General features: G+C 68.0%; 24 protein-coding genes and 1 pseudogene. 2 read left to right on the forward strand and 23 right to left on the reverse strand.

Features of this window, described 5'->3' with window-relative positions; genetic code table 11:
* Positions 1-347: 347 nt before the first annotated feature.
* The 10 genes from PKO50_RS22010 to ccmA form a co-directional block, all read right to left on the reverse strand.
* Positions 348-770, reverse strand: coding sequence for a hypothetical protein (locus PKO50_RS22010; RefSeq protein WP_275627235.1), 423 nt, complete (start codon positions 768-770; stop codon positions 348-350).
* Between the two features lie 25 nt (positions 771-795).
* Positions 796-2004 carry a c-type cytochrome biogenesis protein CcmI gene (ccmI, locus tag PKO50_RS22015; RefSeq protein WP_109933763.1) on the reverse strand — a complete coding sequence of 403 codons (1209 nt, stop codon included), beginning with the start codon at positions 2002-2004 and terminating at the stop codon, positions 796-798.
* Positions 2001-2471 carry a cytochrome c-type biogenesis protein gene (locus tag PKO50_RS22020; RefSeq protein ID WP_109933764.1) on the reverse strand — a complete coding sequence of 157 codons (471 nt, stop codon included), beginning with the start codon at positions 2469-2471 and terminating at the stop codon, positions 2001-2003. Before PKO50_RS22020 ends, ccmI begins: the two co-directional genes overlap by 4 nt.
* The gene (dsbE, locus tag PKO50_RS22025) at positions 2468-3010 is read right to left on the reverse strand and encodes a thiol:disulfide interchange protein DsbE (RefSeq protein ID WP_275627236.1); all 543 of its coding nucleotides are present in this window, start codon (positions 3008-3010) and stop codon (positions 2468-2470) included. The genes PKO50_RS22020 and dsbE overlap by 4 nt, the downstream gene beginning before the upstream one ends.
* A 2-nt stretch (positions 3011-3012) precedes the next feature.
* Entirely contained in the window at positions 3013-4989 is a 1977-nt protein-coding gene (locus tag PKO50_RS22030) for a heme lyase CcmF/NrfE family subunit (RefSeq protein WP_109933766.1), read from the reverse strand.
* Positions 4990-4991: 2 nt separating this feature from the next.
* Positions 4992-5474 (reverse strand): cytochrome c maturation protein CcmE, encoded by a 483-nt coding sequence (gene ccmE, locus PKO50_RS22035; protein ID WP_109933767.1) that lies wholly within the window; start codon positions 5472-5474, stop codon positions 4992-4994.
* Entirely contained in the window at positions 5471-5647 is a 177-nt protein-coding gene (gene ccmD / locus PKO50_RS22040; RefSeq protein ID WP_109933768.1) for a heme exporter protein CcmD, read from the reverse strand. The genes ccmE and ccmD overlap by 4 nt, the downstream gene beginning before the upstream one ends.
* Positions 5644-6390: a heme ABC transporter permease gene (locus tag PKO50_RS22045; RefSeq protein ID WP_275627237.1), complete on the reverse strand. Its 747-nt coding sequence runs from the start codon at positions 6388-6390 to the stop codon at positions 5644-5646. The genes ccmD and PKO50_RS22045 overlap by 4 nt, the downstream gene beginning before the upstream one ends.
* Positions 6391-6454: 64 nt before the next feature.
* Positions 6455-7126, reverse strand: coding sequence for a heme exporter protein CcmB (gene ccmB / locus PKO50_RS22050; RefSeq protein WP_089392706.1), 672 nt, complete (start codon positions 7124-7126; stop codon positions 6455-6457).
* Positions 7123-7794 (reverse strand): cytochrome c biogenesis heme-transporting ATPase CcmA, encoded by a 672-nt coding sequence (gene ccmA, locus PKO50_RS22055; RefSeq protein WP_109933770.1) that lies wholly within the window; start codon positions 7792-7794, stop codon positions 7123-7125. Before ccmA ends, ccmB begins: the two co-directional genes overlap by 4 nt.
* A gap of 176 nt (positions 7795-7970) precedes the next feature.
* Here ccmA and PKO50_RS22060 point away from each other — a divergent pair, with 176 nt between their 5' ends.
* Complete coding sequence (locus tag PKO50_RS22060; protein ID WP_275627238.1) at positions 7971-9548, forward strand: flagellar hook-length control protein FliK; 1578 nt, start codon at positions 7971-7973, stop codon at positions 9546-9548.
* A complete protein-coding gene (locus PKO50_RS22065) occupies positions 9545-9859 on the forward strand; it encodes an EscU/YscU/HrcU family type III secretion system export apparatus switch protein (RefSeq protein ID WP_089392709.1) in 315 nt (104 codons plus the stop codon). Before PKO50_RS22060 ends, PKO50_RS22065 begins: the two co-directional genes overlap by 4 nt.
* 292 nt (positions 9860-10151) lie before the next feature.
* Here PKO50_RS22065 and PKO50_RS22070 read toward each other — a convergent pair whose 3' ends face one another.
* The 13 genes and pseudogenes from PKO50_RS22070 to PKO50_RS22130 all read right to left on the reverse strand — a co-directional run bounded on the left by PKO50_RS22070 (position 10152) and on the right by PKO50_RS22130 (position 24619).
* On the reverse strand, positions 10152-10427 hold the full coding sequence (locus PKO50_RS22070) for a hypothetical protein (protein WP_275627239.1): 276 nt from the start codon (positions 10425-10427) through the stop codon (positions 10152-10154).
* Between the two features lie 350 nt (positions 10428-10777).
* A pseudogene (locus PKO50_RS22075) lies at positions 10778-14619 on the reverse strand (RHS repeat-associated core domain-containing protein); the annotation flags it as partial.
* A 366-nt stretch (positions 14620-14985) separates the two neighbouring features.
* Positions 14986-15483, reverse strand: a complete 498-nt coding sequence (locus PKO50_RS22080; RefSeq protein ID WP_109933497.1) for a hypothetical protein — start codon at positions 15481-15483, stop codon at positions 14986-14988.
* 113 nt (positions 15484-15596) lie between these two features.
* Positions 15597-16007, reverse strand: a complete 411-nt coding sequence (locus tag PKO50_RS22085; protein WP_275627240.1) for a DUF2802 domain-containing protein — start codon at positions 16005-16007, stop codon at positions 15597-15599.
* A 1-nt stretch (position 16008) separates the two neighbouring features.
* Positions 16009-16488, reverse strand: a complete 480-nt coding sequence (locus PKO50_RS22090) for a chemotaxis protein CheW (protein WP_089392712.1) — start codon at positions 16486-16488, stop codon at positions 16009-16011.
* A 74-nt stretch (positions 16489-16562) separates the two neighbouring features.
* Positions 16563-17453, reverse strand: coding sequence for a CheW domain-containing protein (locus PKO50_RS22095; protein WP_275627241.1), 891 nt, complete (start codon positions 17451-17453; stop codon positions 16563-16565).
* 83 nt (positions 17454-17536) lie between these two features.
* The gene (locus PKO50_RS22100; RefSeq protein ID WP_109933500.1) at positions 17537-18325 is read right to left on the reverse strand and encodes a ParA family protein; all 789 of its coding nucleotides are present in this window, start codon (positions 18323-18325) and stop codon (positions 17537-17539) included.
* A gap of 46 nt (positions 18326-18371) precedes the next feature.
* Positions 18372-19256, reverse strand: coding sequence for a flagellar motor protein MotD (gene motD, locus PKO50_RS22105; protein ID WP_275627242.1), 885 nt, complete (start codon positions 19254-19256; stop codon positions 18372-18374).
* A 13-nt stretch (positions 19257-19269) separates the two neighbouring features.
* Complete coding sequence (locus tag PKO50_RS22110; protein WP_275627243.1) at positions 19270-20010, reverse strand: flagellar motor protein; 741 nt, start codon at positions 20008-20010, stop codon at positions 19270-19272.
* Positions 20010-21104, reverse strand: coding sequence for a chemotaxis response regulator protein-glutamate methylesterase (locus PKO50_RS22115; protein ID WP_109933502.1), 1095 nt, complete (start codon positions 21102-21104; stop codon positions 20010-20012). Before PKO50_RS22115 ends, PKO50_RS22110 begins: the two co-directional genes overlap by 1 nt.
* A gap of 52 nt (positions 21105-21156) precedes the next feature.
* The gene (locus PKO50_RS22120) at positions 21157-23406 is read right to left on the reverse strand and encodes a chemotaxis protein CheA (protein ID WP_109933503.1); all 2250 of its coding nucleotides are present in this window, start codon (positions 23404-23406) and stop codon (positions 21157-21159) included.
* 30 nt (positions 23407-23436) lie between these two features.
* A complete protein-coding gene (locus PKO50_RS22125; RefSeq protein WP_089392719.1) occupies positions 23437-24225 on the reverse strand; it encodes a protein phosphatase CheZ in 789 nt (262 codons plus the stop codon).
* 19 nt (positions 24226-24244) lie between these two features.
* Positions 24245-24619, reverse strand: coding sequence for a chemotaxis response regulator CheY (locus tag PKO50_RS22130; RefSeq protein ID WP_009621098.1), 375 nt, complete (start codon positions 24617-24619; stop codon positions 24245-24247).
* Between the last annotated feature and the right edge of the window lie 217 nt (positions 24620-24836).

The raw sequence follows: 24836 nt of genomic DNA on the forward strand, positions 1-24836 counted from the left end.
GTGTAGGAGCGAGCTTGCTCTCGAATGGCGTTTCCAGGCGGCTACGGTGTTTTGGGTTGACGCCGTTCCCTCTCCCCAACCCTCTCCCTGAAGGGAGAGGGGGCCGTTCGGAGCGAGCGGTAAATCCAGAGTTATCCTGACACTCCTAATCTCCATTTCCGTGTTCACGGAAATGACGAGGGAGAAGGACGGCGCCTGACTTCCAGGCCGCTCGGGACAGCCCCCTCTCCCTTCAGGGCGGGCCGCGTAGGCGAGGGTTGGGGAGAGGGCGCTCTTACGCCCAACAATCTAAGCCGCCGGGAAGCACCATTCGCGAGCAAGCTCGCTCCTACGAAAATCCCCTAACCTCAGGGCTGCGCGTAACGCCGGTTCAACCCCGGCGGCACGCCGCTGGCGTCGGTGGCCGTCCACGGGCCCTGCGGGCTGACGCCCCAGTACCAGGCGCCGTCCCAGTGGTAGTAGGTGCGCTGGCGGTAGTACAGGTCCTTCTGGCCCTGGATCACGTAGACGCCCAGGTTCGGGTCCCAGCGGCCCTTGCCGCCCGGCGGCGGGGCGAACTGGGTGTGGGTGCTGCGCGGTTTGTTCGAGGGGTTCTGCGGGTTGGGCGTGATGGCCGTGCGCGGCGCCGGCTTGTTCGACGGCATGGCCGCCGGCGGCTGGCCGCTGGCGCCGGGCTGCGGGGCCGGCGCCGGGGCTTGCGAGTGGGGCTGCTGGCCGGCGCAACCGGCCAGGGCGAGCAGGGCCGCGAGGGCGAGGATTCGGCCTTTCACGGACGTACCTCCGGGAGTTTGTCGGTCAATGCTGGTCCGGGCTGTCGATGGTCACCGCCTGATCGCCCGCGCCGGCAGTAGACAACGGCTGGCTGCGTCCGATCCATTCGCCGCTGATGGCATTGCCGGCGCGCGACACCCGCGCCACCAGCTCCACCTGCGGGAAGGCCGACAGCTTCAGTTGCGGCATCATGGCGTCGGCATCGCTGAGCGACACCTCGTCCGGCAGGTCGGCCACCTTCAGGCGCTTGACCGCCAGCGGCATCGGCGGGCCGTTCACCGCGCGGGCGAAGACGAACACGCTGTCGTCCGGCTTGACCTGGCCCTTCACCGCGTCGCTGAGGTCCACCCGGACCTTCAGCGTCAGGCCGGCGCTGGCCGCCGCGGCCGGCGCTTCCGGCAGCTTCTCGCCGCGTTCGACCAGGTGCTGGCGGGCACGCTCGATGCCGCTCTGGATGGCTGCGCGCGACGGATCGTCGGCCGGCAGCGCGGCGACCAGGCGCTGCCAGTAGCTGGCGGCGTCGGCGTAGCGTTGCTCCTCGAAGGCGGAGATGCCCATCAGGCCGAGGGTGGTGACCTCCTCCGGGTTCTGCTTGAGCGCCTCGTCGGCCAGGGCCTGGGCGGCGCCGGCCATCTTCTTGCCATTGGCGAAGTACAGCGCCTGGGCCCACTGGCCGAGCACCTCGGACTGGCGTCCGGACAGGTTGGCGGCGCGCTCGAAGGCCTTGGCGGCGTCCTCGAAGCGCTCCTGGGTCATGTAGGTGCGGCCGAGGAAGTACCAGCCCTCGGCGGAATCCGGCTGGGCCTGCACGGCCTTCTCCAGGCGCGCGGTCATCTCTTCCATGGAATGCGGCGGCTCGGCGAACTCGCGGGACAGGGCCAGCTTGTCGCTGGCGCCCCAGTGCAGGTACAGGCCCAGGCCCAGCAGCGGCAGCAGCACGGCCACCGCCAGCGGCGCGGCGCGGCCCAGGCGCGAGCGGCGTTCGCCCTCGCCTTCGGTGTCGGCCAGCAGTTCGCGGCCGGCCTCGGTGCGCCCGGCCTGCAGCTGGGCGTCGTCGAGGGTGCCGGCGGCGTGCTGGGCATCCAGCTCGGCGAGGCGCTCCTGGTACAGGGCGACGTTGAGGGCGGTGCGGTCTTCCTCGGCCTGGGCGCGGCGGCCACGCAGCAGCGGAATCAGCAGGAAAGCCATGGCCACCAGCGCGAGCAGGCCGGCGGCGAGCCAGAAGTCGATCATTTGTCTTGGTTATCCAGCAATTGATTCAGGCGGGCCTGTTCCTCGGCGGACAGGCTGGCGGAGGGGCCGCTAGCGACGCGGCGGCGGCGCGCCACCAGCACGCCGACCACCAGCACGCCCAGGCCCAGCAGGGCCGCCGGGCCGAACCAGAGCAGCCAGGTGCGGGAATTGACCGGCGGCTTGTAGCGCACGAAGTCGCCGTAGCGGTCGACCATGTAGTCGACGATCTGCTCGTCGCTCTTGCCCTGCTGCAGCTGTTCGTAGATCTGCTTGCGCAGGTCGGCGGCGATGGGCGCGTTGGAGTCGGCGATGTCCTGGTTCTGGCACTTGGGGCAGCGCAGCTCGGTGGTCAGGTCGCGGAAGCGCTGGCGCTCGGCCTCGTTGGGGAATTCGTAGGTGTCGATGGCGGCGTACACCGCGCCGCTCAGGGTCAGGCCCAGCAGGGCCGCGCTCAGGAGTCGCTTCATTTGCCCCCCGCCTCGTCCACCAGGCGCTGGTAGATCGGCGCCAGCTGTTCGCGCCAGACCTTCTCGTCGACGGCGCCGACCAGCTTGTGGCGGATGATGCCGTCCTTGTCGATCACGTAGGTCTCCGGCGCGCCGTACACGCCCAGGTCCAGGCCCAGGGTGCCCTGGGCATCGGCGATGTTCAGCACGTAGGGGTCGTGCAGGTCCTGCAGCCACTTCTGCGCGGCGGCGTTGTCGTCCTTGTAGTTGATGCCGACGATCACCACACCCTGCTCGGCCAGCTTGGCCAGCACCGGGTGCTCGAAGCGGCAGGTCGGGCACCAGGTGCCCCAGACGTTGACCAGCGCCGGGCGGCCCTTGAGGTCGGCCAGGGTGTAGGTCTTGTTCGGCTCCAGCACGCCCGGCAGGGAAAACGCCGGGAACGGCTTGTCGATCAGCGCCGAGGGCAGCTCGCTGGGGTCGAGCCACAGGCCGCGGAAGAGGAATACCGCGACGATTAGGAAGATCGCCAGCGGCAACAGCAGGATCGCACGCTTCACACTCAGGCTCCCTGTCCGGCGGCAAGGCCCAGCGCCTCGCGCACCTTGGTTTTGACTTTCAGCCGGTAGCGCCTGTCCAGCGCCGCCAGCACGCCGCCCAGGGCGGTGAGCAGGCCGCCGAGCCAGATGAAGCGGACGAACGGCTTGATGTGCAGGCGCACGGCCCAGGCGCCGTTGTCCAGCGGCTCGCCCAGGGCGACGTAGAGGTCGCGGGTCAGGCTGCCATGGATGCCGGCCTCGGTCATCATCGAGCTCTGCACGCGGTACAGGCGCTTCTCCGGGTGCAGCACCGCCACTTCGCTACCGTCGCGGGTGACGCGGATGGTGCCCTTGTCGGAGGTGAAGTTCGGGCCCTCGAAGTGATGGGTGCCTTCGAAGGCGAACTGGTAGCCGGCCAGCTCCACGCTCTCGCCCGGGGCCATGCGCAGGTCGCGCTGGGCGCTGAACTGGCTGGTGAGGACCACGCCGATGGCGCACACGGCGATGCCCAGGTGGGCCACCTGCATGCCCCAGTAGCTGCGGTTGAGGCTGGCGGCACCGGCCACCAGGCCCTTGTGGCGGACCTTGTCGAGGAAGTCGCGGACGCCGCCGAGGATCACCCAGAAGGCCAGCAGGAACACCGCCAGCACCGGCCAGTGCAGGTCGCCGTAGAGGAAGGTGGCGACGCCGCCGAGCACCACGGCGCCGATCAGCACCGGGGTCAGCATGCGCAGCAGCCACTGCGTCGGGGTGTCCTTCCAGCGCACCAGCACGCCCACCGTCAGGGCCAGCATCAGCACCGCCATCAGCGGCATGAACAGGGCATTGAAGTACGGCGGGCCGACCGACAGCTTGGCGCCGCTGATGGCGTCGAGCACCAGCGGGTAGAGGGTGCCGAGCAGGATCATCGCGGCGGTCACCACCAGCACCACGTTGTTCAGCAGCAGCAGGGTCTCGCGGGACCACAGGGCGAAGCCGACCTGGCTCTTGACCACAGGCGCGCGCAGGGCGAACAGCGTCAGCGAGCCACCGACCACCACCAGCAGGAAGGCCAGGATGAACACCCCGCGCTCGGGGTCCGAGGCGAAGGCGTGCACCGAGGTCAGCACCCCGGAGCGGACCAGGAAGGTGCCCAGCAGGCTGAGGGAGAAGGCGGCGATGGCCAGCAGCACCGTCCAGCTCTTGAACACCCCGCGCTTCTCGGTCACCGCCAGCGAGTGGATCAGCGCGGTGCCCACCAGCCAGGGCATGAAGGAGGCGTTCTCCACCGGGTCCCAGAACCACCAGCCGCCCCAGCCCAGCTCGTAGTAGGCCCACCAGGAGCCGAGCACGATGCCGATGCCGAGGAAGGTCCAGGCCACCAGGGTCCAGGGCCGCGACCAGCGCGCCCAGGCCGCGTCGAGGCGGCCGCCGAGCAGCGCGGCGATGGCGAAGGCGAAGGCCACCGAGAAGCCGACGTAGCCCATGTAGAGCATCGGCGGGTGGATGATCAGGCCCGGGTCCTGCAGCAGCGGGTTGAGGTCGTTGCCGTCGGCCGGCACCTGCGGCAGCAGGCGGCTGAAGGGGTTGGAGGTGATGATCAGGAACAGCAGGAAACCGGTGCTGATCATCCCCATCACCGCCAGCACCCGCGCCAGCATGGGCTCGGGCAGCTCGCGGGAGAAGATCGACACGGCGAAGGTCCAGCCGCCGAGGATCAGCGCCCAGAGCAGCAGCGAGCCCTCGTGGGCGCCCCACACGGCGCTGGCCTTGTAGTACCAGGGCAGCGCGCTGTTGGAGTTGCTGGCCACGTAGGCCACGGAGAAGTCGTCGTGGAGGAAGGCCCAGGTCAGGCAGGCGAAGGCGAACGCCAGGAAGGCGAACTGCCCCCAGGCCGCCGGGCGCGCCAGGCTCATCCACTGGCGGTCGCCGCGCCAGGCGCCGACCAGGGGGAAGAAGGACATCACCAGCGCCATGCACAGCGCCAGGATCAACGACAGGTGGCCGAGTTCCGGGATCATCGTCAGTTGCTCCCCTGCACCGCGGCGCCGGGCTGGCCGCCCTGCTGGTATTCACCGAGCTTGCCGCTGTCCTTCAGCGCCTTGGTGACTTCCGGCGGCATGTATTTCTCGTCGTGCTTGGCCAGCACCTCGTCGGCGGTCAGCACGCCGTTCTCGTCGAGCTTGCCGAGGGCGACTATGCCCTGCCCCTCGCGGAACAGGTCCGGCAGGATGCCGCGGTACTTCACCGTGACCTCCCTGGCGAAGTCGGTGACCACGAACTCCACGTCCAGGGAGTCGGCCGAGCGCTTCAGCGAGCCCTTCTCGACCATGCCGCCGGCGCGGATGCGGGTGTCGTGCGGCGCTTCGCCGTTGGCGATCTGCGTCGGCGTGTAGAACAGGTTGATGTTCTGCTGCAGCGCGGACAGCGCCAGGGCCACCGCGACGCCGACGCCGGCGACGATGGCGAGGACGATGTACAGGCGTTTCTTGCGAACCGGATTCACTTGCTGGCCTCCCGGCGCAGACGGCGCGCCTCTTCTTGCAGGTAACGCCTGCGCGCCAGGATGGGCGCGGCGACGTTGATCGCCAGCACCACCAGGCTGATGGCGTAGGCCGACCACACGTAGGGGCCGTGGTGGCCCATGGCGAGGAATTCGCCGAAGGAATGGAAACTCATAGCGCGCGCTCCACCTCAGCTTTGACCCAGGACGCGCGGGCTTCGCGCTTGAGCACTTCCAGGCGCATGCGCATCAGCAGCACGGCGGCGAAGAAGCAGTAGAAGCCGAGCACCATCAGCAGCAGCGGGATCCACATCTCCGGCGGCATCGGCGGCTTCTCGGTGAGGGTGAAGGTGGCCGGCTGGTGCAGGGTGTTCCACCACTCCACCGAGAACTTGATGATCGGGATGTTGACCACCCCGACGATGGCCAGCACGGCGCTGGCCTTGGCCGCGCTGTCGCGGTTGCCGATGGCCTGGCCGAGGGCGATGACGCCGAAATAGAGGAACAGCAGGATCAGCATCGAGGTCAGGCGCGCGTCCCACACCCACCAGGCGCCCCAGGTCGGCTTGCCCCAGATGGCCCCGGTGACCAGGGCGACGAAGGTCATCCAGGCGCCGATGGGCGCGGCGCACTGCACGGCGACGTCGGCGATCTTCATCTTCCAGATCAGGCCGATGGCGCCGGCCACCGCCAGCATCACATAGCACGACTGGGCGAGGAAGGCCGCCGGCACGTGGATGTAGATGATCCGGAAGCTGTTGCCCTGCTGGTAGTCCGGCGGCGCGAAGGCCAGCCCCCAGACGAGGCCGACGGCCATCAGCAACGCCGCGGCGACGGCGAACCAGGGCAGCCAGCGTCCGCTGATCTCGTAGAACCACTTGGGCGACCCAAGCTTGTGAAACCAAGTCCAGTTCATCATCAGGCTCTGTGTGTCAGGGCACTTTTTTCTAGTGCCGGCCCCGCTCCAGCGGCGCCGGCAGGCGTCATTCGCCCACGCTGATCTTCAGGCCGGCAGCGATGGCGAAGGGCGTCAACGTCAATGCTAACGCCGTCAGGCTGGCCAACCAGAGCAGGTGCCCGGCGGTCGGCAGCCCCTGCAGCGAGGCCTGGAGGGCACCGCTGCCAAGGATCAGTACGGGGATGTAGAGCGGCAGGATCAGCAGCGCCAGCAGCAGCCCCCCGCGCTTGAGGCCCACGGTCAGCGCCGCGCCGACCGCGCCGAGCAGGCTGAGCACCGGGGTGCCGAGCAGCAGCGAGAGCAGCAATACCGGCAGGCAGCGTACCGGCAAACCCAGCATCAGGGCCAGCAGCGGCGACAGCAGGACCAGGGCCAGCCCCGAAACGAGCCAGTGTGCCAGCACCTTGGCCAGGACCAGAAGAGGCAGGGGGTGCGACGAAAGGACCCACTGTTCCAGGGAACCGTCCTCGAAATCGCTGCGGAACAGGCCGTCCAGCGACAGCAGCACCGCCAGCAGCGCCGCCACCCACACCAGGCCCGGCGAGAGGTTCTGCAGCATCTGGCTTTCCGGGCCGACGGCCAGGGGGAACAGGGCGATGACGATGGCGAAGAACACCAGCGGGTTGGCCAGCTCCGCCGGGCGGCGGAACTGCAGGCGCGCCTCGCGCGCCAGGAGCAGGCCGAAGACGTTGCTCATGCGCCCTCCCCCGCCATCTCGCGGGCGTGCTGGCCGAGGTCCAGGGCACGGTAGCCGGCGGGCATGCGCGCCAGCGTGTGGTGGGTGGTGAGCACCACCAGGCCGTCGTTCTCGCAATGCCGCGCCAGGTGCTCCTCGAGCTGGGCCACGCCCTGCTTGTCGAGGGCGGTGAAGGGTTCGTCGAGAATCCACAGCGGCGGCGCGTCCAGGTACAGGCGCGCCAGGGCCACGCGGCGCTGCTGGCCGGCGGACAGGGTGTGGCAGGGCACGTCCTCGAAGCCGCGCAGGCCGACCGCCTCCAGGGCGCGCCAGATCGCCGCGTGGTCCGCCGGCTGATGCAGGGCGCAGAGCCAGGCGAGGTTCTCCTCGGCGCTGAGCAGGCCCTTGATGCCGGCGGCATGGCCGATCCACAGCAGGTTGCGCGCCAGCTCGCCGCGCTGTTCCTCCAGCGGCCGGCCGTTCAGGCGCACCTGCCCGGCGGTGGGCTGCATCAGCCCGCAGAGCAGGCGCAGCAGGCTGGTCTTGCCGCTGCCGTTGGGGCCGACCACCTGCAGCATCTCGCCGGCGGCCAGGCGCAGGTCCAGGCGCTCGAAGAGCATGCGCCAGTCCCGCTCGCAGGCGAGCGCCACGGTTTCGAGAAGCGGGCTGGTCAAGGCATCGGCACCCATCGGGAAAATCGAAATCAGGCTAAAGTCGGTGCATCGCAGGCCGCTATAGTGGCCACGGGCGGCGCATTATACACGCCCGCTTCCGGCCCCGGCGCCGGCAATTTCGACAGCTTGTTAAGGCTTCCCAGGCTTTCGCCGCCCCCGCGACGATGCGCCGCAAGCCCCGAAGGACGCAGATGCCGAGCGAGATTGGCGCTTCCCGCCCGCTCCCCATGCCCCTGGCCAGCCGCGCCGTGCAGAACGCCGGGGAGCTGTCGCTCAGGCTCGCCCGCAGCCTGGGCGACCTGCTGCCGCCGGGGCAGAGCGCCCAGGCCGAGGTGCTGGGCGTCAAGCAGGCGGCTGTCAGCTTCCAGTTGCTGCTGCGCCTGACCCTGGCCGGCGGCCAGCAGACGCTGGTCACCGCCGAGAGCCCGCAGGCCCTGCCCCAGGGCAGCACCCTGAACGTTTCCGCCCTCGGCGCCACCAGCCTGGTTGCCACCCTGCTGTCCGGCGCCCAGCAAGCGCTGGGCGACCTGCCGCCGCTGGACAGCCTCGACCTGGAACAGCTGCCGGTGGGCAGCCTGCTGCAGGGCAAGGTGCTGTCCAGCTCGCCCCAGGGCGGCACCCCGGCGCAACCGGCCAGCTACCGGGTGCTGCTCAGCCTGCTCGGCGGCCCCCTGGCCGGGCGCCTGCTGGACATCGACTCGGCCCGCCCGCTGAAGGCCGGCAGCCTGCTCAGCGCCCAGGTCCAGGACAGCCGCGCCCTGCTCTTCCTGCCGCTGGCCGGGCGCCTGGACCGCCTCGAATTGAACAACCAGCTGGGCACCCAGCAGGTCCGCCAATCCTCCACCGAGGGGCTGCTGGACGCGCTGCAGGCGCTCAAGCCCGGCGACCTGCCCCCTGCCCTGCGCGGCGCCGTGGACCGCCTGCTCGCCGGGCTACCCGGCGTGCAGCAGCTCAGCGACGCCAAGGGCCTGGCCCAGGCCCTGCAACAGAGCGGCGGCTTCCTCGAGGCGCGCCTGCTGCAGGGCCTGCCGCCGCTGCCGGGCGACTTCAAGGCCAACGTCCTGCGCCTGCTCGGCCAACTGCTGCCCGCCGAGCAAGGCAGTGCCGCCCCCAACCTGCTGGCGAACCTCGCCAACAGCACCGCCGCCAACCTGGCCAGCAGCCTGCCGGCCTTCGTCCGCAACGCCCTGGGCGCGCTCAACCAGAACGGCAGCCCGCGCCTGCAGCAGGCGGACTTCCCGCTGCCCTCGCGCACGCTGCAGAAGCTGGAAGAGGAAGGCGACCTGGAATCCCTGCTGAAACTGGCCGCGGCCGCCGTGGCGCGGCTGCAGACGCACCAGCTGAGCAGCCTGGTGCAGAGCGAGCCGCTGCGCGGCGGCGGCCAGTTGCAGACCTGGCAGATGGAAGTACCCATGCGCACCGAGGATGCGCTGGTGCCGCTGCAGGTCCGCATCCAGCACGAGGACAGGCGCGAATCCCAGGACAGCGAACAGCCGCGGGAAAGCCTGTGGCGCATCGACCTGGCCTTCGACCTCGACCCGCTGGGGCCGCTGCAGGTCCAGGCGACCCTCGCGCCCCTGGGCCTGAGCAGCCAGTTCTGGGCCGAGCGCGAAAGCACCGCGAGCCTGCTGGAACGCGAACTCGGCCACCTGCGCGAGCGCCTTCAGGACGCCGGCTTCACCGTGCGCGAACTGTGCTGCCACCAGGGCCGGGCACCGCAAGGCCGGCGCACCGCACTGGAACAACGCTGGGTGGATGAAAAGGCATGAACAAACAGACAGCGCCGCGCCAGGCCATCGCCCTCAACTACGACGGCCAGAACACCCCCACCCTCAGCGCCAAGGGCGACGCCGAACTGGCCGAGGCCATCCTGGCCATCGCCCGCCAGCACGAAGTGCCGATCTACGAGAACGGCGAACTGGTACGCCTGCTGGCCCGCCTGGAACTGGGCGACGCCATCCCCGAGCAGCTGTACCGCACCCTGGCGGAAATCATCGCCTTCGCCTGGTACCTCAAGGGCAAGAGCCCGGCCCCACGAGCGCCGCAAGATGCGGCGAAGGCCTTGATGTTGAGGCCTTAGGAGGTAGCGGCCTTAGCAGAGGAAAAATTTATACCGTTCTTGGCCCCATGAAGTGCGAAGCCGCGAGAACATTCCCCCATCTAAAGCACGCAACCTCTAATGTATCTTTACCCGACAGCATCAGGGCTTACCACCTCCATCTCCTCCGGATTTGATATACTTATCTTTATCTTGAAACCTGCACTTGACTCTGCCACCAGAGCATTAGCTCCGCCCTCCTTAATATCGATAAATGGGTTGGAGCTCTCAGAGTAAACCACCCATTCAAGGAGCTTATGATTATTCTCATAAGCTATAAACCCTTCTGAACCATAGCTACCCTCCCCACATAACAACACGCACCGCCTTTCAATACTACCCTCTTAGTAACATCTATAGATGTTACTTCCTCTTGATTCCCCTTGAAATATTCTTCGAAATCAAACCAACCTCGAGAACATATGTGAGGTGCAGGATATGCCAAAATTGAAATTGAAAATGATTTACCATTAGAAAAATACACCCCATCTTTTATTGGGAGTTCTTCATTACTCCAAAGTTCGATAATATTTTTCATTTTTATCAGCATACCGTTGGTCTTGTTCTAACACCTTGACGAGGGACCGGACCACCTGCCCTTATATTTCTTCGATCATTAAATCTCTGCTGAAACTTTTCCTTCCAAGTCTTTCCTGTTGCCGAATCCGGATGCGGGGCATCAGGACTCTCCTTGATAATCGAAACTTTCTTCAAGTCAGCCTCTAAGGCAGCATCCAACCGCCTATTATCATAAGAAACCAACTGACCATCAACATCAACAACATGCAATGGAGATCTTTCCCAATCCCATCCCCCGCTCTTCATAATTTCAGCATAGTTATTTCTAGAAATGGTACGCTGAGAAAAATTTATCGTCCTTGGATCGACCCACTCCATAGTCAAGCCTAAAGGATCGATCCACATATATGGATTTGGCGAGAACCTGAACAGATTTATTCCGCCATATAATCCAATCGGATCTTGCGTCAGGAACCGCCCCACCACCGGATCGTAGTAGCGGAAGGTGTTGTAGTGCAGCCCCGTCTCCGCGTCGAAGTACTGCCCCTGGAACCTCAGGTTCTGCTCGATCTCTTCTGCCGCATAGCGTTCCACTTCCCCCAGGCCTTGTAGGTGGCCTGCCATACCGGCTTGCCGTCCTCGTCGGTGACGTCCAGTGGCGTGCCGATCTGGTCGGTGTGGAAGTAGTAGGTGCGCTCTTCGTCGCCTTCCCGGTCGACGCGGGCCAGGGGGGCGTAGCTGTCGGGTTCGTAGAGGTACAGGCTGTCGCCGTTGGCCCGGTGTTCCTGGAGCAGGCGCAGGCCTTGCCAGAGGAACCCGGTGCTTTTCGTCGTGCCGTCGTGTTCCACGGCCTTGGCCACCCGGCGCCCCAGGCTGTCGTAGCGGTAGCGGCCTTCGCTGAGCAGGTTGCCGTCGCGGTAGGTGCGGGCGCGGGTCAGGCGGTTTTCGCAGTCGTATTCGAAGTGTTGTTCCAGGTGGGCGCCGCGCTTGCGCACCACCATGTTGCCCCAGGGGTCGTAGTCGTAGCGCTGGTCTTGCCAGGTGCGCAGGCGGTTGTCCCGGATCTGGCCGTGGTGGCTGTCGCCCTCGGGGTTGACCAGGTTGGCGGCGGCGTCGTAGACGAAGCGTTCGCGGCTGGCCAGGTCCGGGGCGCTGCGGCCGAGTAGTTGGCCGTTGGCCTCGTAGGCGTACTGGGTGTCGCCGCGCAGCTTGTCCTGGGTGCGCACCAGTTCGCCGGCGGCGTCGTACTGGTAGCGGCGCTGGATCGGGTTGTCGCGGTGCAGCAGCAGGTCGGCGGGGACGATGCCCGGGTTGTGCAGGCTGGAGAGTTTCTCCGCCGGTAGCCCCGAGGCGAATTGCCAGGCCTTGCGGCCCAGGGCGTCGTAGCCGAAGCGGCTGGTCAGGCGGCCCTGGGTGCGCAGCACTTCGCGGTGCAGGTCGTCGCGCTCGAAGTCGCTGATGACGCGGCCGTCGAGGTTGAGTTGGTGCAGGTGGCCGCTGCCGTAGTACAGGTGGTTGAGGTGGCGGCCGTCCGGCAGTTGCAGGCTGAGCAGGTTGCCCAGGGCGTCGTACTGGTAGCCCAGTTCGCCCAGCGGGGTGCTTTCGCCGAGCAGGCGGCCGTTGGCATCGTAGGCGAAGGCCAGGCGTTCGGCCTGCAGGCCCTGGCGTTTGCCCCGTTCGCTGGGCAGGCGGTCGATGCCTTGCAGGCGGTCGCCGGCGTCGTACTGGTAGTCGTAGCGGGCGTCGTCGGTGAGCTTGGCCAGCAGCCGGCCGAGGGCGTCGCGTTCGAACCGGGTGTACCGCGTGGGGCGTTCGCCCTGCTGGCCGTAGCCGGTTTCCTCGACTTCCACCAGGTGGCCGCCGGCGTTGTAGCGGAACCGGCGGGTGAGGTTGTCGATGCGCTGCTCTTCCACCAGGCGATCGCTGGCGTCGTAGGCGAAGCGGTAGGCCGCGCCGTTCTCGTTGACCAGCGCGGCCAGGCGCAGGGCGCGGTCGTATTCGTAGCGGACGATCTGCCCCTTGGCGTCCTGGCGGCTCTGCGGCAGGCCGCGGGCGGTGCGGATCAGGCGGGTGCTCTGGCCCTTGCCGTCGGTGTGCCCGAGCAGTTGGCCGAGGGCGTTGTAGCTGAAGGCCTCGCGGCTGCCGTCGGCGTGCTCGATGGCCAGCACTTCGCCGTTGGGCTTGCGCTGCAGGCGGGTGGTCTGGCCGAGGGCATCGGTGATGGCCACCAGGTGCTGGCGGTCGTCGTATGCGTAGCGGGTCTGCTGGCCGGAGCAGTCCTGGTAGCGCTCCACCTGGGCCTGGCCGTTCCACCACAGGTGCTTGCGCTTGCGCAGGGCGTCGACGATGGTGTGCGGCAAGCCGTCTTCGCCGTTGAAGTATTCGGTGCTGTGGCCTTCGGCGTCGGTTTCCTCGATGAGGCTGCCCCGGGCGTCGTAGCGGGCCTTCCAGGTGCTGCCGTCGGGGTAGGCCACTTCGCTCACGAGGTTCGTCGCGAGGTGGTGCCGGTAGCGGATGCTGCGGCCCAGCGGGTCGATTTCCTCGACCAGGCGCGAGTACTCGTCGTACTTGAGCTGCACGCGGTTGCCGTCGGGCAGTTGCAGGCCGGTCATGTTGCCGGCGTCGTCCAGCTCGATGCGGTATTCCTCGCCGCCGAAGTCGCGGCTGGCCACCACCCGGTGGTCGGCGTTGTAGTGGATGCGCGCCTCGCGCTGCAGGGCGTCGCTGACCGTGGTGACGCGGGCCTGGAGGTCGTAGTGGAAGTGGTAGTGCTCGCCGTCGCTGGTCCAGTGCTCGACCACCCGTGGACGTCCGCCGAGGTTTTCCCAGCGGTATTCGCAGCGCAGCCCCAGGGCGTTCTCGTGGCGCACCATCAGGCCGTCCTGGTAGGCGAAGCGGCGGCTGGTGTCGCCGTTGCGGTTGTGCACTTCGCTGAGCTGGCCCTGCGCGTCGTAGCGGTAGCGCACCAGGCTTTCCACTGCCTGGTCGCCGACTACCCGCACCACCTCGGTGAGGCGCTGCAGCGGGTGGTCGTAGTGCAGGTGCAGGCGCAGCCCGCCGCTGGCGGTGATGTCCAGCAGGCGGCCGTCGGCGCCGCGGTTGAAGTGCAGGTAGTGGCCCAGGGCGTTCTCGAGGCGTTGCAGCGGGGCGGGGCTGCCGTCCGCGGGCAGTTCGCCGAAGTAGAAAAATTGGTTGTCGAGGCTCTGCAGCAGGTAGTGGCCGCCCTGGCTGCGCACCAGGTAGACCTGCTCGTTGGCGGCGAACACCCGCTCGCCCGGTTCCAGGGCGACGAAGGGCACGCTGCGGCCCTGGTTGTCGCTCAGGTAGACGAACTCGCCGGCCTGGCGCAGGCTCTGGTCCCAGGGCAGCACCCAGCCGCGGCCGAGCACGCTGTCCGCGTCCAGGTCGCTGGCGTAGAAGCGCGACCACTGGATGGGCATCAGCCCGGGCAGGCTGAAGTCGGTTTCCCCCGCCTCGGTGAGCAGCTTGCGCCCCGTGGTGGCGTCCACCGGGTTGCCGAACAGGCCGCCCAGCACCCGTTCGGCGACCGGGGCGATGATCATCCGGCCGACCACCTCGCTGATCGCGAAGCCGGCCGCGAAGCGCAGGGCGCATGGCATGGCGGCCTTGAGCCCGGATTGCAGCCCCAGCCTGGCCAGGGACACCAGGCCCCGCCCGAGCCCGGCCACGACCAGCAGCACCTCCACCGTCACCCGCAGCCAGTGGGGCACCTCGTCGTCCACCGGCAGGTACTGCACGGTGCCGCCGCCGATGAAGACGTCGGATGAGCCGCCATCGATGGTGGCGCCGCAGGTGAGCTTGTCGCCCTTGCGCGCGGCGGCGACGTCGTTGATGAAGACGTTGCTGGAGCCTTCGGCCACCTGGATCAGCGGCGGATGCTTGTCGCAGATGGCGGTGCTGCGCGCGACGTGGGCGGCATTGCGCTGGTTGATGAAGACGTCCGGGGAGCCTGTTTCGATGATGCCCGCCGGCGAGCTGAACAGCCGGCCGACGCTTTCCCCGAGTGAGGCGAGCCAACCGCCCATGACGGCAGCCCCTCCTGTCATCAGCCCGGCCAGCAGACAGGCAGCGAGGCCGCCTGTGAAGGGAAAGAAGACGGTGGCCGCGGCCACCAGGGCAATCCCCAGCACCGCCCCGACCAGGAAGCCGGTGAGTGCATTGCTGTGGGCGATTTCATCGTGCAGGCGAGCGGCTTCGTACATGGCGGCTCACCCCTGCCAGGGGATGCGACTGGCGCATCCGGCTGCCGGAGACTCGCGGCCGCGCCTGGCTGCAACTGCCAAGGGGTTCCGCAATGGGCAACGGGGACGATGCGAAGGGCGACGGCAACCCTGCCGCCTGGGCGAACGAAATCCATTTCCGGCATCCTGCGCCAACTCCATTGCCCTGTGAAAGGGCGAAAGAAACTACCCTCGCCCCTCACTGTCAAGTCGCCACTTTTGCCGAAAAATAGCAGCAATTAGCCACTATACGAGGCATTTTCCCTCTCTCCCGTCCTCCTCGCCCAGCGCCCCGCCACCCCCAGGCGCCAGGGATTCCGGGACGAGCAAGGTCGTTCCGCGCTCCTGCTAGCTGCGCGCAGGCCACTCCGGCATGCCGGTGGCCGGCCTGGGTGGTAGGGCTTCGCTGGGAAGCAGCGGATGGGCTCCCGGGAAGCTTCCCTGCTCGGCTTCGGAATAATCGACAATGCTGGCGACGGCCGAGCGCAGCTGGCCCAGGCTGAAGGGCCGTTCCAGCACCTGCAGCAGCGGCACGTGCTGGCGCCAGGCCCAGTCCAGCAGTTCGCGGCGCTGCGCCTCGCTGAAGCTGCCGACCAGCAGGAACTGCTGGATGCCCGGGTTGCGGCTCAGGTGCAGGAGGGTCGCGAGGTCGTCCTCGCAAAGGCTGAACTTGTCGTAGATGAACAGGTTGTAGTGCTCCCCGCCAGCCAGCGCCTGGTCAACCTCGGCCAGGTTCACGCACAGGCTCAGGTGGTAGACCTCCAGGCGGTTCAGCAGGATGCCGTACTGCTGCAGGCAGCCGGGATGCGGGCAGAAGACCAGGGTGCGGCGCGACAGCGGCAACATGGCGATTTCCTCGAAAAAAAAAGCGACGCGAACCACTCTATAGGCGTGCTTCGAGGAAAAAGATCGGACAAATCCGAAAAGGCCCTAAGGGTATACCGAGGGGCAGCCGGGCTTCAGTCCTGGGGCTTGTGGCCGCTGTGCAGGCGGGTGATCAGCTCCGCCTCGGCCTGGGACAACCCGCAGGCCTGGGCCAGGTCGGAGGCCGAGGCGCCCATCCCGGCCAGGCGCGCGGCCTGGCTGAAGGACAGGCTGGTGGGGTCGCGCTGCTCCAGGCGCGCCAGGCGCTCGGGCAGGTTGGCCAGTTGCTTGCGCAACTCGCCCAGTTCCTCGCCCATGCGCACGTTGACACGCTGGTAGGCCTCGCTGCGCTTGGCCAGCTCCTTCAGGCGCTGTTCCAGGGTGGCATGGCGCGCGGCCTGCTCGGTCAGTTGCGCGGCCAGGCGGCGCTGCCCCTGCAACAGCCAGGCGCAGAAGCCGATCAGCCCGAGGCAGACGACGGCGAGCAGGACGACGAGTTCGAGCACCTCAGATGCTCTCCAGCTCCGACCACTCTTCCTCGGTCATCATCTTGTCCAGCTCGACCAGGATCAGCAGCTCGCCGTTCTTGTTGCACACGCCCTGGATGAACTTGGCCGACTCGTCGTTGCCGACGTTGGGCGCGGTCTCGATCTCGGACTGGCGCAGGTAGACCACCTCGGCGACGCTGTCGACCAGGATGCCCACCACCTGCTTGTCCGCCTCGATGATGACGATGCGGGTGTTGTCCGAGACCGACGCCGAGTCCAGGCCGAAGCGCTGGCGGGTGTCGATCACGGTGACCACGTTGCCGCGCAGGTTGATGATCCCCAGCACGTAGCTGGGCGCGCCCGGCACCGGGGCGATCTCGGTATAGCGCAGCACTTCCTGGACCTGCATCACGTTGATGCCGTAGGTCTCGTTGTCCAGGCGGAAGGTGACCCACTGCAGAATCGGATCTTCGGCACCTTGCGCAGACGTCTTGTTCATATCCCTAGCCTCTCGTGTTCGGCCACGCCCCAAGGGTAGCGCAGCGGTTGTCGTTCAATTGCCTCGCCGGCCCGTCAGTGGCGGGCCTGGCTGCGGAGCGCGCCGCTGTCGATCAGCCCGGCCAGGGCCGAGACGTCGAGCAGCGCGCACATCTGTTCGATCACCGTGCCGGCCAGCCACGGGCGTTGCTGGCGCTGGCTGCGCCATTTCACCTCGGACGGGTCCAGGCGCACGGAGCGGCTGACCTGGTGCACCGCCAGGCCCCATTCGTAGCCCTGCACGGAAATCACGTACTGCAGGCCTTCGCGGTAGTCGTCGCGGTAGCGCTCGGGCATCACCCAGCGCGCGGTATCCAGCACCTTCAGGTTGCCCGACTGGCTGGGCAGGATGCCGAGGAACCAGTCCGGCTGGCCGAACAGCGGCGTCAGTTCCTTGCCGGCCAGCGGGTAGATGGAGCCCAGGCATACCAGCGGCACGGCCAGGGTCAGCCCGGCGACGTCGAACAGCAGGCACTCGAAGGGCTCGGCGGCCCACACCGGGCGGCCGTCGTCGAGCAGCGCCAGCGGCGCCGGGGGCATCTGCGCGCTGCCCGGGCGGTGCAGGTCGATCACCTCGTCGGCGGCTTCCTCCGGCGCTGCGGCCTCGGCCACCGGCGGCTCGACGGGCTGTGGCGCCTCGGCCACCGGCGCAGTGGCGCGCGCGACCAGGCGCGCATCGCGCACCTGCTCCTCGAGCACCGCGGCCTCGAACTCGTCGAGGCTGACGCTGCTGCTGGGCTCGGGCTCGGGCTCGGCGACCGGCGCCACCAGCGCTGCGGGCGCAGGCACCGCAGTCAGCACCGGGGCGGCCGGCGCAGGGGCCGGCGCCTGGGCCTCGAAATCGTCGAATGTGGCCTCCTGCAGCAGCGCGTCCAGGTAGGACTGCAGCGCGAGCTGGGGGCGTGTGGCGGTAGCGGAACGGCTCATGCAGAAAATCCGCGCAAAGGGTTCACCCAGCCTATCGGCCGGACCGGGCCCAGACTTGAAGGCACCCGTCGGAAAAACATCGCTCAGGCCACCTGGCTCGCCGGCACCTGGCCGAGCAGGTGCTTGAGCAGTGCGCGGTAGGCGATGACCCCGCGGCTGTTGGCGTCGTGGCGCGAGGGCACCACGCCGTGGCGGCTGGCGTCGCGCAGGCGGGTGTCGATCGGGATGAACGCCGGCCACAGGGTGTCCGGATAGGTGTCGCGCAGCATGCGCAGGGCACCGATGGAGGCCTGGGTACGGCGGTCGAACAGCGTCGGCACTATGGTGAAGGGCAGCGCCTGGCGCCGCGAGCGGTTGACCATGTTGAGGGTGTTGACCATGCGTTCCAGGCCCTTCAGCGCCAGGAACTCGGTCTGCACCGGGATCACCAGGTGCTGGCTGGCGGCCATGGCGTTGACCATCAGCACGCCCAGCAGCGGCGGGCTGTCGATGATGGCGTGGTCGAAGTCCTGCCACAGCTGCGCCAGGGCCTTGGAGATCACCAGGCCCAGGCCGTTCTGCCCGGGCGACTGGCGCTCCAGGGTGGCCAGGGCGGTGCTCGACGGCAGCAGGGCGATCTTCTCGTGGCTGGTGGGCAGCAGCAGTTGCTGCGGCAGCCCCTCGGGCACGGCGCCCTGGTGCTGGAACAGGTCGAAGACACTGTGCTCCAGGGTGTCCGGGTCGTGCCCGAAGTAGCTGGTCATGGAGCCGTGGGGGTCGAGGTCGACCACCACCACGCGCTTGCCGGCGTCGGCCAGCAGGCCGGCCAGGGCGATGGACGAGGTGGTCTTGCCGACGCCACCCTTCTGGTTGGCTACCGCCCAGACTTTCATGCTGCTCTCCCCGGTCCGTGTGCTCGGTTCATGTCTTTCATCGTTCTCAGCTTCCAGGAGCCGGCGCCGGCGGCGGGGAATTGACGCTGCCGGCCGCAGGCGCATCACTGGCAGCCACCGGTGCAGGTTGCGTGCCAGCCTGCCGCAGGGCGCCATCCGGCTGCGCCTTGGCGCTGCCCACGCCGCTGACGCTGCGGCGCACTTCCAGGTTGCGGGAGATCACCAGCACCACCCGGCGGTTGCGCGCGCGGCCCTCGGCGCTGGCGTTGTCCGCCACCGGCTGGAACTCGCCGTAGCCCACCGCCGCCATGCGCGAGGGGGAAACGCCGTCCTGGGCCAGCAGGCGGACTATGCTCGCCGCCCGCGCCGCCGACAACTCCCAGTTGGTGGGGTACTGGGCGTTGTGAATGGGGACGTTGTCGGTGAAGCCCTCGACATGGATGGGGTTCTGGTAGGGCGCCAGAATCCCGGCGACCTTCTCGACGATGCCGAAGGCGGCATCCGCCGGCATGGCGTCGCCGCTGGGGAACAGCAGGCTGGAATTGAGGGTGATCTCGATCCACAGCTCGTTGCCGCGCACGCTCAACTGGTCGCTGCCGATCAGGTCGCCGAACTGCGCGCGCACGGCGTCGGCTATCTGCGTCAGCGGGTCGCCGTCGACGTTGTCGTCGCCGCCCTGCTGCATGGCGTCGTTGGGCTGCTGGGTGGTGCGCGGGCGGTCGTCGCCCACCGGGATCGGCTTGATCGAGCGGTCCGGCTGGTTGAACACGCCGGTGAGGGTCTCGGAGAGGATCTTGTACTTGCCCTCGTTGATCGAGGAGATGGAGTACATCACCACGAAGAAGGCGAACAACAGGGTGATGAAGTCCGCGTAGGACACCAGCCAGCGTTCGTGGTTCTCGTGCTCCTCGCGGGGCGGGCGGCGGGCCATGGCGCAGCGCCCCTCAGCCGACGAAGCCTTGCAGCTTCAGTTCGATGGAGCGCGGGTTCTCGCCCTCGGCGATGGACAGCAGGCCTTCCATGAGCATTTCCCGGTAGCTGGACTGGCGCAGCACCAGGCTCTTGAGCTTGTTGCCCACCGGCAGCAGCAGCAGGTTGGCCATGCCCACGCCGTAGATGGTGGCGACGAAGGCCACGGCGATGCCGTTGCCCAGCTGGCTGGGGTCGGCCAGGTTGCCCATCACGTGGATCAGGCCCATGACCGCGCCGATGATGCCGATGGTCGGCGCGTAGCCGCCCATGGCCTCGAATACCTTGGCGGCCTGCAGGTCGCGGCCTTCCTGGTTGAACAGGTCGACTTCGAGGATGCTGCGGATGGCTTCGGGCTCCACGCCGTCCACCAGCAGCTGCAGGCCCTTGCGCGCGTAGGGGTCGCGCTCGGCATCGGCGACGGTTTCCAGGCCCAGCAGGCCTTCCTTGCGCGCGGTCATGCTCCAGCCCACCACGCGGTTGATGCCGCCGGCCAGGTCGATCTTCGGCGGCAGGACGATCCAGCGCAGCAGGCTCAGGGCGCGCTTGAGCACCAGCACCGGGGTCTGCACCAGGGCCGCGGCCAGGGTGCCGCCGACCACGATGAGCGCCGCCGGGCCGTTGGCCAGGGCGCTGATGTGCCCGCCCTCGAGGAAGTTGCCGCCGATGATGGCGACCAGCGCGAGGATCAGGCCGACGAGGCTCAGTACATCCATCAGCCACAGGCCTCGGAGAGGTGCCGGCCGATGTCGTCGAGGCTGTACACGGCGTCGGCCAGGCCGGCCTTGGCGATGGCCATGGGCATGCCGTAGATCACGCAGCTGGCCTCGTCCTGGGCCCACACCTGGCTGCCGCTCTGCTTGAGCATGCGCGCGCCCTCGCGGCCGTCGGCGCCCATGCCGGTGAGGACCACCGCCAGGACCTTGTCGCCGTAGGCCTTGGACGCCGAGCCGAAGGTGACGTCGACGCAGGGCTTGTAGTTCAGGCGCTCGTCGCCGGGGAGGATGCGCACCACCCCGCGCGAGTCGATCATCATCTGCTTGCCGCCGGGCGCCAGCAGGGCCAGGCCGGGGCGCAGGTGGTCGCCGTCCTCGGCTTCCTTGACGCTGATCTTGCAGAGCTTGTCCAGGCGCTCGGCGAAGGCCTTGGTGAAGGCCGCCGGCATGTGCTGGATCAGCACCAGGGGCGCGGGGAAGTTGGCCGGCAGCTGGGTCAGCACCCGCTGCAAGGCTACCGGCCCACCGGTGGAGGTACCGATGGCGACCAGCCGGTAGGGCTTACGCTTTGGCGAGGCGGAGGCCGCCGGGGCTGTGGCAGGGGCTGGCTGCGCCGAGGCGCGCGGCGCGGCGCTGGCCGGCGCCGGGGTACTGGCACCGCTGCCGGGGGAACTCAGGAAGGACGCATAGCGGCGGTTGGCACGGGCGATGCTGTGGACCTTCTCGCAGAGCAACTGGCGCACCTTCTCGGGGGTGCGCGAGATGTCCTCGAAGTTCTTCGGCAGGTAGTCCACCGCGCCGGCGTCCAGGGCGTCGAGGGTGACGCGGGCGCCTTCGTGGGTCAGCGAAGAGAACATCAGGACCGGCGTCGGGCAGCGCTGCATGATGTTGCGCACCGCGGTGATGCCGTCCATCAGCGGCATCTCGTAGTCCATGGTGATGACGTCGGGCTTGAGCGCCAGCGCCTGCTCGATCGCCTCGCGGCCGTTGGTGGCCGTGCCGACCACCTGAATCTGCGGGTCGGCGGAGAGGATCTCCGAGACGCGGCGGCGGAAGAATCCCGAATCGTCCACTACCAGGACTTTGACAGCCATAAACACTCCTGATTGAAGCCTTGCGGGCGCGCGGGCGTCCCCGCGCGCCGGGTCAGATACGCCGCGCGTAGCGCTTGAGCATGCTCGGCACATCGAGGATCAGGGCGATGCGCCCGTCGCCGGTGATGGTCGCCCCGGCCATGCCGGGGGTACCCTGGAGCATCTTGCCCAGGGGCTTGATCACCACCTCTTCCTGGCCCACCAGCTGGTCGACCACGAAACCGATGCGCTGGGTGCCCACCGAGATGATCACCACGTGGCCCTCGCTGGATTCGTCGCACTGCGCGCCCGGCACCAGCCAGCGCTTGAGGTAGAACAGCGGCAGGGCCTTGTCGCGGACGATCACCACTTCCTGGCCGTCGACCACGTTGGTGCGCGACAGGTCCAGGTGGAAGATCTCGTTGACGTTGACCAGCGGGAAGGCGAAGGCCTGGTCGCCGAGCATCACCATCAGCGTCGGCATGATCGCCAGGGTCAGCGGCACCTTGATGACGATCTTCGAGCCCTGGCCCTTGGCCGAGTAGATGTTGATGATGCCGTTGAGCTGGGAAATCTTGGTCTTCACCACGTCCATGCCGACGCCGCGGCCGGACACGTCGGAAATCTCGGTCTTGGTCGAGAAGCCCGGGGCGAAGATCAGGTTGTAGCAGTCCGACTCGCTCAGGCGCTCGGCGGCGTCCTTGTCCAGCAGGCCCTTCTCCACCGCCTTGGCGCGGAGGATGTCCGGGTCCATGCCCTTGCCGTCGTCGGAGATCGACAGCAGGATGTGGTCGCCCTCCTGCTCGGCGGACAGCACCACCCGGCCGCCGCGCGCCTTGCCGGCGGCCTCGCGCTCCTCGGGCGACTCGATGCCGTGGTCCACGGCGTTGCGCACCAGGTGCACCAGCGGGTCGGCCAGGGCCTCGACCAGGTTCTTGTCCAGGTCGGTCTCCTCGCCCACCAGCTCGAGGTTGATCTCTTTCTTCAGGTTGCGCGCCAGGTCGCGCACCAGCCGCGGGAAGCGTCCGAAGACCTTCTTGATCGGCTGCATGCGCGTCTTCATCACCGACATCTGCAGGTCGGCGGTGACCACGTCGAGGTTGGCCACGGCCTTGGCCATGGCCTCGTCGCCGCTGTTGCTGCCCAGGCGCACCAGGCGGTTACGCACCAGCACCAGCTCGCCGACCATGTTCATGATCTCGTCCAGGCGCGCGGTGTCCACGCGCACCGTGGTCTCCGCCTCGCTGGCGCTCTTCTCGTGGGCCGGCGCGGGAACGGCGGCCGGGCGCGGGCTGTCCGCGGGCTTGGCGGCCGGCTTGGGCGCGGGCTTGGGCTTGGCCACGGCGGCCGGCTCGGCGGCCTTGGCCGGCGCGGGGGCGGCTGACGGGGCCGGCGTGGCGGCAGCGTCGGCGCTGAACTTGCCCTTGCCGTGCAGTTGGTCCAGCAACGCCTCGAATTCGTCGTCGGTGATGTTGTCGCCGCCGGCGGCGGGCGCCTCGGCTTCGGCCGGCGCAGCGGAGGCGACAGGCGCAGCGGGTTCTTCCGTCGCACCGCCGAACTTGCCTTTGCCGTGCAACTGGTCGAGCAGCGCCTCGAACTCGTCGTCGGTGATCTCGTCGCCAGCGGCCGGCGCTTCGGCCGGAGCGGGCGCAGCGGCCGACTCTTCCGGCAGGCTGCTGGCGCCGCTGAACTGGCCCTTGCCGTGCAACTGGTCGAGCAGGGCCTCGAATTCGTCGTCGGTGATCTCGTCGCCGGCGCCGGCGGCCCCGGCCTGCGGCGGCTGTTCGGCCTGCGGCGCCTGGTCGCCCGGCTGCAGGGCGTCGAGCAGTTGCTCGAACTCGGCGTCGGTGATGTCGCCATAGGCGGCCGGCTCGGCGGCGGGTTCCGGCGCGGCGGCTTCTTCCTGGGGCGCGGCTTCGACGGCGTCGTCGTCGCCCGGTTCGGCCAGGCGCGCCAGCGCGGCGAGCAGCTCGGGGGTGGCCGGGGTCGGCTCTTCCTGGTCGCGGACCTGGGCGAACATGACGTTGACCGTGTCCAGCGCCTGCAGGACCACGTCCATCAGCTCGGAGGTGACGCGGCGTTCACCCTTGCGCAGGATGTCGAAGACGTTCTCCGCCACGTGGCAGCATTCCACCAGGGCGTTCAGCTGGAGGAAGCCGGCGCCGCCCTTGACGGTGTGGAAACCACGGAAAATGGCATTGAGCAGGTCCATGTCGTCCGGCCGGCTTTCCAGCTCGACCAGTTGCTCGGACAGTTGCTCGAGAATCTCGCCGGCCTCCACCAGAAAGTCCTGGAGGATCTCGTCATCGGCGTCGAAGCTCATTCGGTGCTCCCCACGGTGTGTTCACACACCTCAAAAACCAAGGCTGGACAACAGGTCATCGACATCGTCCTGACCGGATACGACGTCCATTCTCTTATCGGCAGCAACCTGCGGACCTTCACCCTTGGACGATCTTTCTTTTTCGACGGCCGTGCGCAGGCCCTCGTGGTCGTGCTCGATACCGGCGTAGCGATCCACCTGCCCGGCCATCCAGACCAGCTTGACCAGGTTGCTCTCCACCTCGGTGACCAGCCGGGTGACGCGCTTGATCACCTGCCCGGTGAGGTCCTGGAAGTCCTGCGCCAGCAGGATGTCGTTCAGGTGCGCAGAGAGCTTGCGGCTGTCCTGGGCGCTGCTGTAGAGGAAGGCCTCGACGCGCTTGGCCAGCTCGCGGAAGGCCTCAGGGCCCAGCTCGCGGCGCATGAAGCGCGACCACTGTTCCTGCAGCTCCTTGGCCTCGCCCTCGATGTGGCCGACCAGCGGCGTGCACTCTTCCACCAGGTCCATGGTGCGGTTGGCCGCCTTCTCGGTCATCTGCACCACGTACGACAGGCGGTCGGTGGCGTCGGCGATCTGCGACATTTCCTCGGCGTGGCGCGAGCGCGGGTCGATCTGGAAATTGACGATGGCGTTGTGCAGCTCGCGGGTGAGCTTGCCGACCTCCTGGTAGAGGCCGCGGTCACGGGCCTGGTTGAGCTCCTGGATGAGCTGCACGGCCTGCTGCACTTCGCCGCGCTCCAGGCTCTCGACCAATTCGCGCGCGTGTTTCTTCAGGGTCGACTCGAAGTCGCCCCCCTTGGATTCGTTGACGAGATCCATGACGCCCTCTTGGTCGGCTTCAGCCGCCGACCCGCTCGAATATCTTCTCGATCTTCTCTTTCAGCACCTGGGCGGTGAAAGGCTTGACCACGTAGCCGTTGACCCCGGCCTGGGCCGCTTCGATGATCTGGTCGCGCTTGGCCTCGGCGGTGACCATCAGCACCGGCAGGTGCTTCAGGCGCTCGTCGGCGCGTACCGCGCGCAGCAGGTCGATGCCGGTCATGCCGGGCATGTTCCAGTCGGTGACGAGGAAGTCGAAGTTGCCGCTGTGCAGCATCGGCAGCGCGGTGGTGCCGTCATCGGCTTCCGCGGTGTTGGTGAACCCCAGGTCGCGCAGGAGGTTCTTGATGATGCGCCTCATCGTGGAGAAGTCGTCCACGATGAGAATTTTCATGTTCTTGTCCAAACCTGCCTCCGTCCAGTCCCGGCGCGCAGTGGCGGGCGCGCCTTGAATACCCTTGGGCGGGCGCCCTGGCGGCGCCTGCCGTGTTGCTTGTCCGCGGCGGAGCGGGCTGCCGGCGCCTGCCGTCCCCTCCCCGCACGCTCGCCGGCCTTCATGGCGAAGGGCCAGCACCTATCGCGCCGACGGGATTCTATACGCCCCGCCGGAA

This window comes from Pseudomonas sp. 273 (assembly GCF_029201425.1).
Classification (GTDB): Bacteria; Pseudomonadota; Gammaproteobacteria; order Pseudomonadales; family Pseudomonadaceae; genus Pseudomonas; species Pseudomonas delhiensis.